15 protein-coding genes are annotated in these 14,522 nt (G+C 66.4%); 7 read left to right on the forward strand and 8 right to left on the reverse strand.

Features of this window, described 5'->3' with window-relative positions; genetic code table 11:
* Positions 1 to 129: 129 nt before the first annotated feature.
* Positions 130 to 1,683 carry a GTP pyrophosphokinase gene (locus A7G45_RS03405; RefSeq protein ID WP_260933707.1) on the forward strand — a complete coding sequence of 518 codons (1,554 nt, stop codon included), beginning with the start codon at positions 130 to 132 and terminating at the stop codon, positions 1,681 to 1,683.
* A 49-nt stretch (positions 1,684 to 1,732) separates the two neighbouring features.
* Here A7G45_RS03405 and A7G45_RS03410 read toward each other — a convergent pair whose 3' ends face one another.
* Positions 1,733 to 2,992 (reverse strand): M18 family aminopeptidase, encoded by a 1,260-nt coding sequence (locus A7G45_RS03410; RefSeq protein ID WP_260933709.1) that lies wholly within the window; start codon positions 2,990 to 2,992, stop codon positions 1,733 to 1,735.
* Between the two features lie 51 nt (positions 2,993 to 3,043).
* On the opposite strand from A7G45_RS03410, the gene A7G45_RS03415 reads away from it, so the two are divergent.
* Together A7G45_RS03415 and A7G45_RS03420 are read left to right on the forward strand one after the other, a co-directional pair.
* Positions 3,044 to 4,045, forward strand: coding sequence for a Dyp-type peroxidase (locus A7G45_RS03415; RefSeq protein ID WP_071287788.1), 1,002 nt, complete (start codon positions 3,044 to 3,046; stop codon positions 4,043 to 4,045).
* Positions 4,042 to 4,839 (forward strand): family 1 encapsulin nanocompartment shell protein, encoded by a 798-nt coding sequence (locus A7G45_RS03420; RefSeq protein ID WP_043390374.1) that lies wholly within the window; start codon positions 4,042 to 4,044, stop codon positions 4,837 to 4,839. Before A7G45_RS03415 ends, A7G45_RS03420 begins: the two co-directional genes overlap by 4 nt.
* A gap of 4 nt (positions 4,840 to 4,843) precedes the next feature.
* Here A7G45_RS03420 and purQ read toward each other — a convergent pair whose 3' ends face one another.
* Both purQ and purS read right to left on the reverse strand, forming a co-directional pair.
* On the reverse strand, positions 4,844 to 5,518 hold the full coding sequence (purQ, locus tag A7G45_RS03425) for a phosphoribosylformylglycinamidine synthase subunit PurQ (RefSeq protein WP_043390372.1): 675 nt from the start codon (positions 5,516 to 5,518) through the stop codon (positions 4,844 to 4,846).
* The gene (gene purS / locus A7G45_RS03430; protein ID WP_043390368.1) at positions 5,515 to 5,754 is read right to left on the reverse strand and encodes a phosphoribosylformylglycinamidine synthase subunit PurS; all 240 of its coding nucleotides are present in this window, start codon (positions 5,752 to 5,754) and stop codon (positions 5,515 to 5,517) included. The genes purQ and purS overlap by 4 nt, the downstream gene beginning before the upstream one ends.
* Before the next feature lie 93 nt (positions 5,755 to 5,847).
* Between purS and A7G45_RS03435 the strand changes: the two genes are divergently transcribed.
* Positions 5,848 to 6,498, forward strand: coding sequence for an MBL fold metallo-hydrolase (locus A7G45_RS03435; RefSeq protein ID WP_043987939.1), 651 nt, complete (start codon positions 5,848 to 5,850; stop codon positions 6,496 to 6,498).
* 32 nt (positions 6,499 to 6,530) lie between these two features.
* Complete coding sequence (locus A7G45_RS03440; RefSeq protein ID WP_051954457.1) at positions 6,531 to 7,109, forward strand: phosphatase PAP2 family protein; 579 nt, start codon at positions 6,531 to 6,533, stop codon at positions 7,107 to 7,109.
* Positions 7,110 to 7,112: 3 nt separating this feature from the next.
* Here A7G45_RS03440 and A7G45_RS03445 read toward each other — a convergent pair whose 3' ends face one another.
* The 3 genes from A7G45_RS03445 to A7G45_RS03455 form a co-directional block, all read right to left on the reverse strand.
* The gene (locus A7G45_RS03445; protein ID WP_260933723.1) at positions 7,113 to 8,753 is read right to left on the reverse strand and encodes an FAD-binding dehydrogenase; all 1,641 of its coding nucleotides are present in this window, start codon (positions 8,751 to 8,753) and stop codon (positions 7,113 to 7,115) included.
* Positions 8,754 to 8,777: 24 nt separating this feature from the next.
* Positions 8,778 to 9,482 carry a DUF2334 domain-containing protein gene (locus tag A7G45_RS03450; RefSeq protein WP_071287786.1) on the reverse strand — a complete coding sequence of 235 codons (705 nt, stop codon included), beginning with the start codon at positions 9,480 to 9,482 and terminating at the stop codon, positions 8,778 to 8,780.
* 88 nt (positions 9,483 to 9,570) lie between these two features.
* Positions 9,571 to 10,122 carry a TetR/AcrR family transcriptional regulator gene (locus tag A7G45_RS03455; RefSeq protein WP_260933728.1) on the reverse strand — a complete coding sequence of 184 codons (552 nt, stop codon included), beginning with the start codon at positions 10,120 to 10,122 and terminating at the stop codon, positions 9,571 to 9,573.
* A 79-nt stretch (positions 10,123 to 10,201) separates the two neighbouring features.
* Between A7G45_RS03455 and A7G45_RS03460 the strand changes: the two genes are divergently transcribed.
* Positions 10,202 to 10,648, forward strand: coding sequence for a DoxX family protein (locus tag A7G45_RS03460; RefSeq protein ID WP_260937934.1), 447 nt, complete (start codon positions 10,202 to 10,204; stop codon positions 10,646 to 10,648).
* Here A7G45_RS03460 and A7G45_RS03465 read toward each other — a convergent pair.
* Positions 10,577 to 12,733, reverse strand: coding sequence for a S9 family peptidase (locus tag A7G45_RS03465; protein ID WP_260933730.1), 2,157 nt, complete (start codon positions 12,731 to 12,733; stop codon positions 10,577 to 10,579). The two genes, A7G45_RS03460 and A7G45_RS03465, sit on opposite strands and share 72 nt — an antisense overlap.
* On the reverse strand, positions 12,730 to 13,629 hold the full coding sequence (locus tag A7G45_RS03470; protein ID WP_043987915.1) for a phosphoribosylaminoimidazolesuccinocarboxamide synthase: 900 nt from the start codon (positions 13,627 to 13,629) through the stop codon (positions 12,730 to 12,732). The genes A7G45_RS03465 and A7G45_RS03470 overlap by 4 nt, the downstream gene beginning before the upstream one ends.
* Before the next feature lie 30 nt (positions 13,630 to 13,659).
* On the opposite strand from A7G45_RS03470, the gene A7G45_RS03475 reads away from it, so the two are divergent.
* Positions 13,660 to 14,289 (forward strand): hypothetical protein, encoded by a 630-nt coding sequence (locus A7G45_RS03475; protein WP_043987914.1) that lies wholly within the window; start codon positions 13,660 to 13,662, stop codon positions 14,287 to 14,289.
* Positions 14,290 to 14,522 lie beyond the last annotated feature (233 nt).

The raw sequence follows: 14,522 nt of genomic DNA on the forward strand, positions 1-14,522 counted from the left end.
TGCAGCACGGCAAGCGTTGCCCCTCAAAGACATACCGAACTGTACTAATAATGGAATTCTCGATCCACAAAGCGAGGAAGCCAGTAGTGTCGCCACTATAGACGGCGGGCGCGCAGATAAGAGGCTGGAATGAGTGACCAACCCGACGAACATTCGCTTGCATCGAATGAACTTCCGTTCACTTATGATCAAATGAAAGCATGGTATGAGAACCTCAAGACTCGCCAGCTTGAACCCGCCCTCACTACAGCGTCGCGATATCTGCAAGAACTAATCGAAGAACACCTAACAGAGTTTGACCGCCATCGAATTAAACTCCGCCCCGGAAGAATAAAATCCCCAGCTCGACTATGGGACAAAATCGGTCAAGCCAAATACGCGGCTAAACTACAAACGCTGGACGACATCCCGACTGTGATCGATGATTTAGTCGGCATCCGTATCGTTTGCAATAACATGTCTGACATATCGGCAGTACAGACGATGCTGACTTCACTTCCCGATCCGGATGAAGACGATGCCCCGCCAATGACGATAGATGCGCAAAAAGTTCGCGCCTACCACGAAACCCCCAAGCCATCCGGCTATCGCGCATATCACGTGAACTTGCTAATCAGGATTGGATCAGGTGTAAGCCAATGGAACATCGTCAGTGTTGAGCTGCAAGTCCGAACGCTATTGCAAGACGGCTGGGGCGAGCTCACCCACGAGGATACGTACAAACCGGGCGCTCAGCTACCGCCGAATATCGCCACTCTTGCTAGACGAATGGCCAGCCTCCTCAGTTGTGTCGACGAATTAGCACAAGACCTCCGTGACCAACTCGATAACCAAGCCACACCGCGGATCGCCGAAGAAGCCACAAGTAGTGAAACGAACGAAATTTCGATATCAAGTACTACACGGTCACGATTGCTAGACCGCTGGGAAAACTTGCAGCTAACCTACGATCCGCTTGAGCATTCAATCGCCTTCATAACTCCTCAACCAACAATCCCCGAAGGCGCTCTGTTAGATGAAACGCGATCAATCGTCGAGAAACTCGACAAGCCGACAACTTTAGCATCAGTTGCATTTCAGCTCCAAACATTATTCGGAAACCACATATCGCGGCAGCATTGGGGTAGGTTCGGTAATTTCAAGAGCCTGCTCCTCGAAGCGGTGCCTAACGTGCACATCGAGAATGTTGGACCTAGTTGGATAATTCCGCCGGGATTCACTAGAGACGACATACCTGGAGATCTCGCCGAATTTGACCGGAAGTACACAAATTCAGATATACCGGAGGTCATCCGAAAATTACGTCAGTTCGACACTTCTGTGCCCGCGGTACCTAGTTCCGACCTAAAACGCTATATCGATAGCGCCGGCGCCGCCCTTGATGACAATCTCTGGAACGAACTTGAAGTACCACGAAACAATGGGGTCGGTATCCAGCACGTCAATCTCCTCAGCAAGACCATCCGCGACCGAATGTACACCGCGGGCCACCCACTATCGCGACCAAAACTCGGTTACATTCTCCTCGCATTGCTAAACACAGGGAACCTGCGGCCGGGGCTGGGCATCGATGCGGTCAAGACTGTCCTGAGTGCCTTCCTAATATCTCGCATCCGCCACAACGGAATTGATCTAGCAGAATCTGACGTAGCCGAGATCAATACCTGGCTTGACCACCAATAGTCGATCCATACCCATGGCCGCCATATCCGTTCGCTTGCGCCTTGCTAGGTCAGACCGGTGACAGAAACGCCTGCAGCGCAGCGGCATAGGCCGGCACGTCGAGAGCGCCCATCACCTCGCGGGCCGAATGCATCGCCAGCTGCGCGGCGCCGACGTCGACCGTCGGGATGCCGGTACGCGCGGCGGTCATCGGGCCGATCGTGGATCCGCACGGCAGGTCGGCGCGGTGCTCGTACCGCTGCAGCGGCACCCCGGCCTGGGCGCAGGCCAGCGCGAACGCCGCGGCGGTCCGGCCGTCGGTGGCGTACCGCAGGTTGGGCTGCACCTTGAGCACCGGACCGGCGTTGACCTCGATGAGGTGGCCCGGTTCGTGCCGCTCGGGGTAGTTGGGGTGGGTGGCGTGCGCCATGTCGCCGGAGGCCACCATCGACCCGGCCAGCCGGCGCAGCAGGTCTTCCCGCGTCCCGCCGGCGGCCAGCACGATGCGTTCCAGCACCGTCAGCAGCAGGTCGGACTGCGCGCCGTGGTCGGACGTCGACCCGACCTCTTCGTGGTCGAACAGCGCGAGCACCGGAACGTATGCGGCAGCCGGGGCGGCCAGGAACGCCTCCAGCCCGGCGTAGCAGGTGCCCTGGTTGTCCAGCCGGGGTGCGCTGATGAGTTCGCTGTCGACGCCGATGAGCCGCGACGGCGTCAGGTCGTGGGTCATCAGGTCGGCGGCCAGCACGTCCGCGCCCGCCACGCCCGCGCGCTCGGCGACGTAGCCGACAAAGTCGCGGGTGCCTGTCCCGACGCCCCACACCGCGTTGACGTGCCGCTGCGGGTCGAGGCTGACGCCCTTGCGGTCGTCGGACAGGTGGATGGCCAGCTGCGGCACCCGCAGGATCGGGTCGTCGATCCGGACCAGCACGTCCTCGACGGTGTTGCCGCGCCGCACCGAAAGCCGGCCGCTGATGCCGAGGTCGCGGTCCAGCCAGGAGTTCAGCCAGGCGCCGCCGTACGGCTCCAGCGCCACCACCTGCCAGCCGCTGACGAACCGGTCCGGGTGCTGCTTGACCCGCAGGTTGGGGCTGTCGGTGTGGCCGCCGACGATGCGGAACGGGTTCGGTGCGTCCGTCGTCTGCCACGCCACCAGGGAGCCGGCCCGCACCGTGAAGTAGTTACCTGGGGTGGCGGGCCAGGCTTCCGTCTCGGCGAGTTCGGTGAAGCCGGCGGCGGTCAGGCGCGCGGCCACCGTGGCGCACACGTGGAACGGCGAGGGCGACGCGTCGATGAACCCGCAGAGGCCCGCGGCAGTAGCTCCGGTCATGAGGCCATCATCACCCGGAAATCCGCGACGCTTGCCGCTAGGGTCGAATTCGTGCGTCCGCCTAGATCGCAACCGGTCACCAGTCCCCTGACATCCGCGGCGATCTTCCTCATCGCCACCATCAACGACGGCGCCGAGTCCGCGGTCAACGACGCGCTGTCCGGCTTGTCCGGTCTGGGCCGGGCCGTCGGATTTCGTACACCGGCAAGCGCTTTGGCGGTGGTGACGTCGATCGGCTCGGACGCGTGGGACCGCCTGTTCTCGGGGCCGCGCCCGGCCGGCCTGCATCGGTTCCCTGAATTGCAGGGCGCGCGGCATCACGCCCCGTCGACGCCGGGCGATCTGTTGTTCCACATCCGGGCCAACTCCATGGACGTGTGTTTCGAGATGGCCGGCCAGATTCTGAAGTCGCTCGACGGCGCCGTCACGGTGGTCGACGAGGTGCACGGGTTCAAGTTCTACGAGAACCGCGACCTGCTCGGGTTCGTCGACGGCACCGAGAATCCCGACGGGCCGGACGCCGTGGCGGCTGTGCAGATCGGCGACGAGGATCCCGAATTCGCCGGTGGCAGTTACGTTCACATTCAGAAGTACCTGCACGACATGTCGTCGTGGGACTCACTCAGTGTCGCCGAGCAGGAGCGGGTGATCGGCCGCAGCAAGCTCGATGACATCGAGATGGCCGACGACGTGAAACCCGCGAATTCCCATCTGGCACTTAACGTCATCACCGATGACGACGGCAACCAGTTGCAGATTCTGCGGGCCAACATGCCCTTCGGCCGGGTCGGCTCCGCCGAGTTCGGCACGTATTACATCGCGTATTCGGCCGATCCCGAGGTCACCGAGCGGATGCTGCGGAACATGTTCATCGGCGACCCACCGGGCAACACCGACCGCATCCTGGATTTCTCCACCGCCGTCACCGGTGCGCTGTTCTTCACGCCCACAACGGATTTCCTCGACTCTCCCCCGCCGCTACCGGCGACACCCGCCGCACCCGAACACGTCAGCCCCTTGTCCATCGGCAGTCTGAAAGGTCAACCGCAATGAACAACCTGTACCGCGAACTGGCTCCCGTCACCTCCGCCGCCTGGGCGCAGATCGAAGAGGAAGCCGCGCGGACGTTCAAGCGGCACATCGCCGGTCGCCGCGTCGTCGACGTGAGCGGCCCGAACGGCCCGACAGCCGCCGCCGTCGGCACCGGCCATCTGGTGGATGTCGCGTCGCCGGCCGAGGGCGTCCAGGCGCACCTGCGCGAGTCCCGGCCGCTGGTGCGGCTGCGCGTGCCGTTCACGGTGTCGCGCACGGCAATCGACGACGTCGAGCGGGGCGCGCAGGACTCCGACTGGGACCCGGTCAAGGAGGCCGCCAAGAAGCTGGCTTTCGCCGAGGACCGCGCGATCTTCGAGGGCTACGCGGACGCACAGATCGAAGGCATCCGCGCCTCCGGTTCCAACCCGGCGCTGGCATTGCCTAGTGATCCGCGCGGCTACCCCGACGTGATCTCGCAGGCGTTGTCGGAGCTCCGGCTGGCCGGTGTGGACGGGCCGTACTCGGTGCTGCTGTCGGCGGAGGCCTACACCAAGGTCACCGAGACCACCGAGCACGGCTACCCGCTGCTGGAGCACCTGAACCGGCTGGTGGACGGCGAGATCATCTGGGCGCCCGCCATCGACGGCGCGTTCGTATTGTCCACGCGCGGCGGCGATTTCGATCTGCAACTGGGCACCGATGTGACCATCGGATACCTGTCCCACGATGCCGATTCGGTGCAGCTGTACCTGCAGGAGACGCTGACGTTCCTGTGCTACACCGCCGAGGCGTCGGTCGCGCTCGACAGCTGAGCAGTCAGGCGCTCAGGACCGCGTCGAGCGCCGAGAAGAAGATGCCGAGCCCGTCGTCCGACGGGCCGGTGAGGGCCTCGGTGGCGTGCTCGGGATGCGGCATCAGGCCGACGACGCGGCCGTTGGCCGAGCTGACCCCGGCGATCGAGCGCATCGAGCCGTTCATGTTGTCCCGGTAGCGGAACACCACGCGGCCTTCGCCCTCGAGTTCGTCGAGCACGGCCTCCGAAGCGACATACCGGCCTTCGCCCGACTTGAGCGGGATCAGGATGTCGGCGCCGGCTTCGTAGCGGCTGCTCCACGCGGTCGAGGTCGCGGTCACTTCGAGCCACACGTCGCGGCAGATGAAGTGCAGGCCCTCGTTGCGGGTCAGCGCGCCCGGCAACAGCCCGGCCTCGCACAACACCTGGAAGCCGTTGCAGATGCCCAGCACGGGCATGCCCTTGCCGGCGGCTTCGACGACCGAGGTCATCACGGGCGCGAACTTGGCGATGGCGCCGCAGCGCAGGTAGTCGCCGTAGGAGAAACCACCGGGGACGATGACGGCGTCGACGCCCTTGAGGTCGGGATCGGCGTGCCAGAGGTTGACGGCCTCGCCGCCGACGGCGCGCACCGCGCGCTCGGCATCGACGTCGTCGAGCGTGCCGGGGAAGGTGATGACACCGACCTTGGTGGTCACGCGTCCTCCCGGTGCACCGAGAAGTCCTCGATGACGGTGTTGGCCAGCAGCGTCTCGGCGACGTGCTCCAGCGTCTCGTCGGACACGGTGTCGTCGACCTCGAGCTCGAACCGCTTGCCCTGCCGGACATCGGACACTCCGGTGATTCCGAGGCGCCCCAGCGCTCCGACAATCGCCTGGCCTTGCGGGTCCAGGATCTCGGCCTTGGGCATCACGTGCACAACGACGCGGGCCACGCGCGCTCCTTTGTTCGGGTCGGATTGCTCGCGCTTACTCTACCGGCGCCGGGAAAAGCCGCGATGCCGCCCGAGTGCCGCCAGAATGGACTGATGGAGCTGACGCACTTCGGACATTCCTGCCTGCTGGCCCGATTCACCGATGGCGACGCGGAAGCGACGGTGCTGTTCGACCCGGGCACCTTCTCGCACGGGTTCGAGGGCATCACGGGACTGGACGCCATCCTGATCACCCATCAGCACCCCGACCATGCCGACCCGGCGCGCCTGCCCGCCCTGGTCGAGGCGAATCCGCAGGCCAAGCTGTACGCCGACCCGATGACCGCGGCGCAGCTGGGCGGGCCGTGGCAGGCGGTGCAGGTCGGCGACACCCTGTCGATCGGTCACCTGACGGTGCGCGGCGCGGGCGGCAAGCACGCCGTGATCCACCCGGAGCTCCCGATCATCGACAACATCTCGTATCTGGTCGGTGATGCTGGTCACGCCGCCCGCCTGATGCATCCGGGTGACGCGCTGTTCGTCCCGGATGAGCCGGTCGAGGTGCTGGCCGCACCGGCCGCCGCGCCGTGGATGAAGATCGCCGAGGCCGTCGACTTCCTGCGGGCCGTCGCGCCGCAGCACGCGGTGCCGATCCATCAGGGCGTCGTCGCCGAACAGGCCAAGGGCATCTACTACGGCCGGCTCGACGAGATGACCGACACGGACTTCCGGGTGCTGACGCCCGAGCAGGAGACGCGGTTCTGAGCACGCGGCGGTTCCTGGTCTGGTGGCCCCTGGTGGGGTTCACCGCGACGATCGTGCTGGGCCTGGCCGTGAGGTCAGGTGACTCGGGCCTGGACCGCTGGTTCGTGGAGACGTCGCAGGAACTACTCGGCAAGCACCCGTACTGGATGCTGGCGCTGAACCGGGTCCGGGTGCTCGTGCCGCTCTACCTGCTCGCGATCGGCATCCCGCTGTGGCGGCGCGAGTGGCGGCTGGCCACCGTGGCCGCGCTGTGCCCGCTCATCTCGATCATCGGCGCGAAGGTGCTCAAGGTGCTGTTCGGCCGGCCTTGGTACGGCGAGAATCTGGCGTATCCCAGCGGCCACACCACGGTGGCGATCACCGTCGCGGCCATGCTGTTGCTCGCGATCGGGATTCACCCGTGGAGTGTCACGCTCGCCGTGATCGGTGCCGCCATCCCCTCGATTGGCATGGCCAGCAACGACTTCCACTACTTCACCGACATCATCGGTGGTGCGTTCTATGCCACGTCCATGGTGTGCCTGGCGGTGTTGGCCGCCGGCCCGCAGGCCCTGCACCATTCGCGAACCAGGGGCGCCTCCCACTGGCGAAGTGGGAGTGTTCGGCGGTAAGCCTCAGCCCACGGCGCGGGCGGCAGCACGCCCGGCGGCCCGGCCCGAGAAGATGCAGCCCCCGAGGAAGGTGCCTTCCAGCGCCCGGTAGCCGTGCACCCCGCCGCCACCGAACCCGGCAGCTTCACCGGCGGCGTACAACCCGTCGAGCACCGCACCCTCCGGCGTCAGCACCCGCGAATCGAGGTCGGTGTGCAAGCCACCCAACGACTTTCGGGTCAGGATGTGCAGCTTCACCGCGATCATCGGGCCGGCCTTGGGATCGGTCAGCTTGTGCGGCCCGGCAATCCGCGCCAGCCGGTCGGGCAGATACGAGCGTGCCGCCCGGTAGGCGACGGTCTGGCCGTCGCTGGTGAGCTTGCTGGTCATCTCCTTGTCGCGGGCGGTGACCTCGGCTTCGACGCATCCGTAGTCCAGCGGCACCACGTCGGGCACGTTGTTCATCGCAGTCACCAAGTCCCGCAACGTCTTCGCCGACACGAAGTCCACGCCCTTGTCGACGAACGCGCGGACCGGGGCGGGGCCGCCATTTCGGCTGCGGGCCAGCACTTCCCGCAGGTTCTTGCCGGTGAGGTCGGGATTCTGCTCCTGGCCGGACAGCCCGAACTCCTTGGCGATGATGCGTTGGTCGAGCACGAACCAGGTGTAGTCGTAGCCGGTTTGGCAGATGTGTTCCAGCGTGCCCAGGGTGTCGTAGCCCGGGTACAGCGGGTCGGGCAGGCGCTTGCCGGTGGCGTCCAGCCACAGCGACGACGGGCCGGGCAGGATGCGGATGCCGTGCAGCGGCCACACCGGGTCGTAGTTGGTGATGCCCTCGGTGTAGTGCCACATCCGGTCGTTGTTGATGATGCTCGCGCCGGCGGCCGCACTGATGCCGAGCATGCGGCCGTCGACGTGCGCGGGGACGCCCGACAGCAGCTGGCCGGGCACCCGGCCCATGCGCTTGGGCCAGTTCTGACGCACCAGATCGTGGTTGCCGCCGATACCGCCGCTGGCAACGATCACCGCCTGCGCCCGGAACTCGAACTCCCCCAGGGTGTTACGCGACGACGCTTCGCCGCGGGCAGTGGTCGACGGCTCCAGTACCGCGCCGCGCACGCCGGTGATGACGCCACCGTCGACGATGAGCTCATCGACTCGATGCCGGTGCGCGAACTTCACCTTGGGATGCCCGACGACCCGTCGGGCGAAGACGTCGACCAGCGCCGGACCGGTGCCCCAGGTGATGTGGAAGCGCGGCACCGAGTTGCCCGGCCCCTTGCCGTCCCAGCCACCGCGCTCGGCCCAGCCGACCAGGGCGAAGGTCTGCAGTCCGCGCTCCCGCAGCCAGCCGCGCTTCTCCCCGGACGCGAAGTCGACGTAGGCGCGCGCCCACTGCTCGGGCCAGTGATCCTCGCTGCGGTCGAATCCTGCTGTGCGCAGCCAATCTTCCAGCGCCCGCTCGTAGCTGTCGCGGATTCCGACGCGTCGCTGTTCGGCGCTGTCGACGAAGAACAAGCCCCCGAACGACCAGAACGCCTGGCCACCGATGTTGGCCTCGTTCTCCTGGTCGACGATCAGCACCGACCGGCCGCGCTCCAGCAGTTCAGCTGCGGCGACCAATCCGGCGAGCCCGGCCCCCACGACGATGACGTCAGCGTCCATGGGGCCACGCTAGCGCCCCGGCCTTCAGGCCGCGTCGGTTAGTGCCGGGTCCGCCACCCACTCGTAGGCCGCGGGGCCGCAGCGGTGCATGAGAGAAAGATCGATGGCGTCGAGCATGGCCTGCCGCGGACCGATCCGCCGCAGCTGGGCGGCAGCCACCGCCAGCCGGACGGTGCCGCCGCGCCGGGCGGTGCGTTCGGCGGCCAGCACCAGGGTGCGACACCACCAGGGCTCGGTGAGGAAGCCTTCGCCGATGCCGAGGACCCGAGCCCGCAGGGTCGTCGACCGCACCAGATCAGTGATGCCGCTGTCTCCGGCCAGCAGCCGGAAACCGTTGCGCGGCAACGCCATCACGGTGCCCTGTGACGCCGTCCAGCCGGGTGCCGCGAACAACCGGGTGCGCAGGCCGAGGTGTTCGAGCACCCGGTCGGCGCCCATGAGCCGTAGGTTCGCCTCGTGGGCGGGCAGCGCGGCGAATTCGCCGCGGCGCTTCTTGCTGGCCGCTTCGTCGAATCCGTGCAGGACGACAGAGGCACCTGCTGCGCGTTGTTTGGTCAACCACTCGACGGTCGGAATGTCGCGATCCAGCCGGTAGCCGCCCTTGAGCCGCGGGGCGACCAGCAGCGATGCGGGAATCTGGCGTGCGTCGAGTTCGCTACAGAAGTCGGCGACATCGCCCAGCGTGCGGTCCCGGATGCCCGAGATCGAGACGATCAATTGGCCAGCCATGTAAGCAGTGTGGCAACTCCAGGTGTCTCGATGGTTGCCGTGACATTGGTGCCACCTGAACAGTTCCCACTACCGCGAGCGGGACATTTCAGCCGGAGAAGAGGATTCGGGCGAGGCGCTCGGCGGTGTCGACGGGGTCGGTGTCGGCGACCGTGCCGTTGAGCGTCAGCAGCGCGAAGCCGTGCACCAGCGACCAGGCGGCCAGCGCCGAGCCCTCGGGGTCACGCTGTGCGTTGGGATCGGTGAGGGTCGCGACGCCGCCCGTGAGTTCGGCCGCCGCCTCGTCCTCGGCGGCACGCAGGGCCGGGTCGGCCGGGTCGTACAGCATCTTGTCGAACATGACGGCGTAGTGGCCGGGGTGGTCGAGGGCGAATTGCACGTACACCCGTGCGGCGTAGGCAAATTCGGGCTTGGCGTCAGCAAGTGCCGCGGCCAGTAGCGTGAAGCCCTCGGTCGCCAGCGCGGTGAACAATCCGCGCCGATCGGTGAAGTGATGTGCGGGCGCCGCGTGCGATACCCCGGCCGCGCGGGCCAGCTCGCGCAGCGAGATGGCGTCGGCGCCGCGTTCGGCGACGAGCGCGGCCGCCTGCGCCAGGATGACGACCCTCAGGTCGCCATGGTGGTAGCTGCCGTTGGCCATATCGACATCCTATCTTGACAGCGACTAGTTCAGGGCTATCCTCAATCTAGACACCGACTAGATGAGGGAGGCACAGTTCGTGGCCGTACTTCTTGCTCTCGTTCTGGGCAGCCTGGGCGCCCGCACGGTGGGCTGGCTCGGGGTTGCCTACGTCGACAGCTGGCCGAGCGCCATCGCGGTCGGGCTGGCGCTGATGTTCGTCATGACGGGGATCGCGCATTTCGTTCCCGGCATGCGCGGCGACATGATTGCGATCGTCCCGCCGCGGCCGCCGTCGCCAGAGCTGCTGGTGACGGTCACGGGCGTGCTCGAACTTCTCGGCGCGGCCGGTCTGCTGTTCCCACCCACTCGCGTCGCCGCGGCCATCTGCCTGTTCCTGTTGATGCTGGCCATGTTTCCCGCCAACATCTATGCCGCGCAGATGCCCGATACCCCGCCTTCGATGGCATCGAACCTAAGCGTGCGCTCCGTCGAGGAGGTCGTCTACCTGGCCGCTGCCATATTTGTCGCGGTCCGCGGTGGCTAGCACCCACGCGTATTGGAACGCCGCTTCCTTCCACCGCTCATAGCGCCCGCTGGTGCCACCGTGTCCGGCGGCCATCTCGGTCTTGAGCAGGACGGGATGGTCGTCGGTCTTGGTGCCACGCAGGGCGGCAACCCATTTGGCCGGTTCGACGTAGTAGACCCGGGTGTCGTTCAGCGACGTCATCGCGAGAATCGCCGGATACTCCTGCGCCGTCACGTTCTCGTACGGCGTGTAGGACTTCATGTACTCGTAAACGTCTTTGTCCGCCAACGGATTGCCCCACTCGTCCCATTCGGTGACGGTGAGCGGCAGCGACGGATCGAGGATCGTGGTCAGCGCGTCGACGAACGGCACCTGCGCCAGAATCCCGGCGAACAACTGCGGCGCCATGTTGGCCACCGCACCCATCAGCAGACCGCCGGCGCTACCGCCGAGGGCCACCAGGTTCTCCGGCCGGGTGACCCCGGTGGCGATCAGATGCTCTGCGGCACTGATGAAGTCGGTGAAGGTGTTCTTCTTCTGCAGCAGCTTGCCGTGCTCGTACCAGCCACGGCCCAGCTCGCCACCGCCACGCACGTGGGCGATGACGAACACCACGCCACGGTCCAGCAGCGACAGCCGCGCGATCGAGAAGCGCGGGTCCTCGCAGGACTCGTAGGCGCCGTAGCCGTACAGCAGCGCCGGCGCCGGGGTCGGCGCACCGGCCCGCTGGATGACCGACAGCGGCACCTTCGTGCCGTCGGGCGCGACGGCCCAGTCCCGGCGCTCCAGGTAGTCCTCCGGCCGGTAGTCGCCGAGAACCGGCTGCTCGCGCAGGAGGATTCGCTCGCCGGTGGCCAGGTCCAGGTCATAGATCCGCACCGGGATGACGAACGACGTCGCCCCCACCCGCAGCCGCGGCGACGACCAGTTCGGGTTGCCCGACAGGCCTACCGACATCAACTCCGACTCGAAGGTGATCTCCTGAGGATCGCCGTAGTTGCCGTCGGAATCCAAGGGCCACAGCTGGATTCGCGGCAGAGCTTCGCTGCGGTAGCTGATCACCAACTGGTCGGCGAAGGCATCGACACCGTCCAGACGGACGTCGTCGCGGTGCTCGATCAGCGTCCGGGCGTTCGCCAGGCCGGCCAGCGGGGCATCGGACACCGGCACATCTACCAGCGTGAAGTTCTCCGCGCCGTCGTTGTGCAGGATCAGGAACCGGTCCTCGCCGCCGATCACCGCGTGCTCGACCGAGTACTCCACAGAGTCCTTGCGCGGCAACACCACTGCGAACTCGGCTTTGGCGTCGCCCGCGTCGGCGTACCGCACCTCGGAGGTGACGGCGCTGCCCGCGGCGATGAAGACGTACTTGTCGCTGCGGGTGCGGCCGACCCCGACCCAGAACCGTTCGTCGGATTCGTGGTGCACCTTCTCGCCGGGCAGCCCGGAACCCAGCCGGTGCCGCCACACGGTGTCCGGACGCCAGGCGTCATCGACCGTGACGTAGTACAGCGTGCGGTTGTCGGCCGCCCAGGTACCACCGGCGCCGATGCCGGTGATCCGGTCGTCGTACAGCTCGCCGGTACGTAAGTCCTTGAACTTCAACGTGTATCGCTCGTCACCGACGGTGTCGACGGAGTACGCCAGGATGTTGGCGTCGACGCTGACGGTGGCCGCGCCGAGCGAGAAGAAGTCGTGGCCCTCGGCCTCGACATTCTCGTCCAGCAACACCTGTTCGCCGGGGACCTCGGTGTGCTCATCGAGCTGCGGCGGCGTCCAGTCGTCGGGATCGCTGATGGGGCAACGGCAGTGGACGCTGTACTGCTTGCCCTCGAAGCTGCGCGCGTAGTACCACCAGTCGCCGCGGCGCGTCGGCACCGAGAGGTCGGTCTCCTTGGTGCGGGCCTTGATCTCGTCGAAGATCTTCTGCCGCAACGGCTCCAGCGGCGCGGTGATCTCCTCGGTGTAGGCGTTCTCCGCATTCAGGAGCGCGAGCACCTCGGGATCGTTCTTGTCCCGCATCCACTCGTACGGGTCGATGAACACGTCGCCGTGGTGCTCGCGGCGGTGTTCGACCTTCTTGGCGACGGGAGGCTGGCTCATGCGCCGATCCAGTCGGCGAAGCGGCGACCCGAAATCCGTTCGTACGCTTCGATGTACCGCGCCCGAGTCGCCTCGACGATGTCGTCGGGCAACGCCGGCGGCGGGGTATCACCGGCGCGGTCCCAGCCGGAGTCCGGCCCGGTCAGCCAGTTGCGGACGAACTGCTTGTCGAAGCTGGGCTGCACCACGCCTTCGGTATAGCCGTCGACCGGCCAGTACCGGGACGAGTCCGGCGTCAGCACCTCGTCGGCCAGCACCAGAGTGCCGTCGGCGTCGATCCCGAACTCGAACTTGGTGTCCGCCAAGATGATTCCCTTGGTGAGCGCGTGCGCGGCGGCGGCGCTGTAGACCTTCAGGGTCTCGTCGCGCAGCTGCTCGGCCCGCTCGGTACCCACCAGCTTCTCGACGGCGTCGAACGCGATGTTCTCGTCGTGCGCACCGATCTCCGCCTTGGTCGCCGGCGTGAACAGCGGCTCGGCGAAGGGGCTGGCCTCGGTCAGCCCCGCGGGCAGGGCAATACCGCACACCTGCCCCGTCTTGCGGTAGTCGATGAGCCCCGAACCGGTGAGGTATCCGCGCGCCACGCACTCGACCGGCATCATCTCCAGGCTGCGCACCACCAGGGCGCGGCCCAGCACCTCGGCGGGGATGCGCTCGTCGTCGGCCGGGCCGGCGAGGTGGTTGGCGGTGCCCAGCTGCTCGGCCAGGTAGTCGAAGAAGAAGACGCTCATGGCGGTCAGGACCCGGCCCTTGTCCGGAATCTCGCTGTCGAGGACGTAGTCGAACGCCGAAATCCGGTCTGACGCGACGAACAGCAGGTGGTCGTCGTCGATGCGGTACAGGTCGCGAACCTTACCGCTGGTCAGATGCCGGTAGTCGGACAAAGCTGGGCGCATCGGACCACCCTATCTGTTGGGATAGCTGGTATGAGTTCGCGCTACGTGCCCTACGCCCGGACGCCGGGCCGGTTGCTCGCCCAGCTGACCAGCGACGTCGTCGCGCTGGTGTGGTTCGTCATCTGGATCTCGGTCGGCGTCGCGGTGCACAGCGCCATCGCCACCATCGCCGACGTCGGGCGTCAGGTGCACGACGGCGCCGGCGGCGTCGCCGACAGCCTGGCCTCTGCCGGCCACAACGCCGACGGGATTCCCCTGATCGGGAAGGCCTTCGGGGGTCCGTTGCGATCGGCCGGCAGCGCCGCCGTCGACATCGCGGGCGCCGGTGACAGCCTGAACAGCACGGCCAGCTGGCTGGCGTGGGTGCTGGCGCTGGCGGTGGCGTTGCCGCCGATCCTGGCCGTGGCGATGCCGTGGCTGGTGCTGCGGATCCGGTTCTTCCGGCGCAAGTGGACGGCGGTGACGTTGGCCTCGACCGACGCCGGCGAACAGCTGCTGGCGTTGCGGGCGCTGGCCAACCGGCCGTTGGCCAAGCTCACCGAGGTCTCCGACGACCCGGTGACCGCCTGGCGCACCCACGACACCATCGCGATCCGGAAATTGGCGGCGCTGGAGCTGCGGTCCGCGGGCCTGCGCCCGGCGCGCCCCGAATCTCGGTGACTGTTGCCGCGTTTCCACTTGCCTAGCAACTGAGTCGTTGCTTCACTGGAAGGCGGTCGGCCAATATATTCGGGACGTCTCTGGATGATCGCTCCAGCAGCGTGGGCGCCGCCGGACCGCGACGTCCTGCCCTGCTGATTCCTGCCCAACTCCATTGCTTCAGCAGTTCGTACCCATCAATTTCGATGTTCGCGCCATCCAACTGAAGTTTGGCGACGAATACCCGAATGAAT

The organism is Mycolicibacterium llatzerense, assembly GCF_025331195.1.
Lineage (GTDB): Bacteria > Actinomycetota > Actinomycetes > Mycobacteriales > Mycobacteriaceae > Mycobacterium > Mycobacterium llatzerense.

Coding starts and splice junctions, on each gene's coding strand:
- A7G45_RS03405 (WP_260933707.1), top strand. CDS start 130: ATGAGTGACCAACCCGACGAACATTCGCTTGCATCGAATGAACTTCCG.
- A7G45_RS03410 (WP_260933709.1), bottom strand. CDS start 2,992: ATGACCGGAGCTACTGCCGCGGGCCTCTGCGGGTTCATCGACGCGTCG.
- A7G45_RS03420 (WP_043390374.1), top strand. CDS start 4,042: ATGAACAACCTGTACCGCGAACTGGCTCCCGTCACCTCCGCCGCCTGG.
- A7G45_RS03435 (WP_043987939.1), top strand. CDS start 5,848: ATGGAGCTGACGCACTTCGGACATTCCTGCCTGCTGGCCCGATTCACC.
- A7G45_RS03445 (WP_260933723.1), bottom strand. CDS start 8,753: ATGGACGCTGACGTCATCGTCGTGGGGGCCGGGCTCGCCGGATTGGTC.
- A7G45_RS03450 (WP_071287786.1), bottom strand. CDS start 9,482: ATGGCTGGCCAATTGATCGTCTCGATCTCGGGCATCCGGGACCGCACG.
- A7G45_RS03455 (WP_260933728.1), bottom strand. CDS start 10,122: ATGGCCAACGGCAGCTACCACCATGGCGACCTGAGGGTCGTCATCCTG.
- A7G45_RS03465 (WP_260933730.1), bottom strand. CDS start 12,733: ATGAGCCAGCCTCCCGTCGCCAAGAAGGTCGAACACCGCCGCGAGCAC.
- A7G45_RS03470 (WP_043987915.1), bottom strand. CDS start 13,629: ATGCGCCCAGCTTTGTCCGACTACCGGCATCTGACCAGCGGTAAGGTT.
- A7G45_RS03475 (WP_043987914.1), top strand. CDS start 13,660: ATGAGTTCGCGCTACGTGCCCTACGCCCGGACGCCGGGCCGGTTGCTC.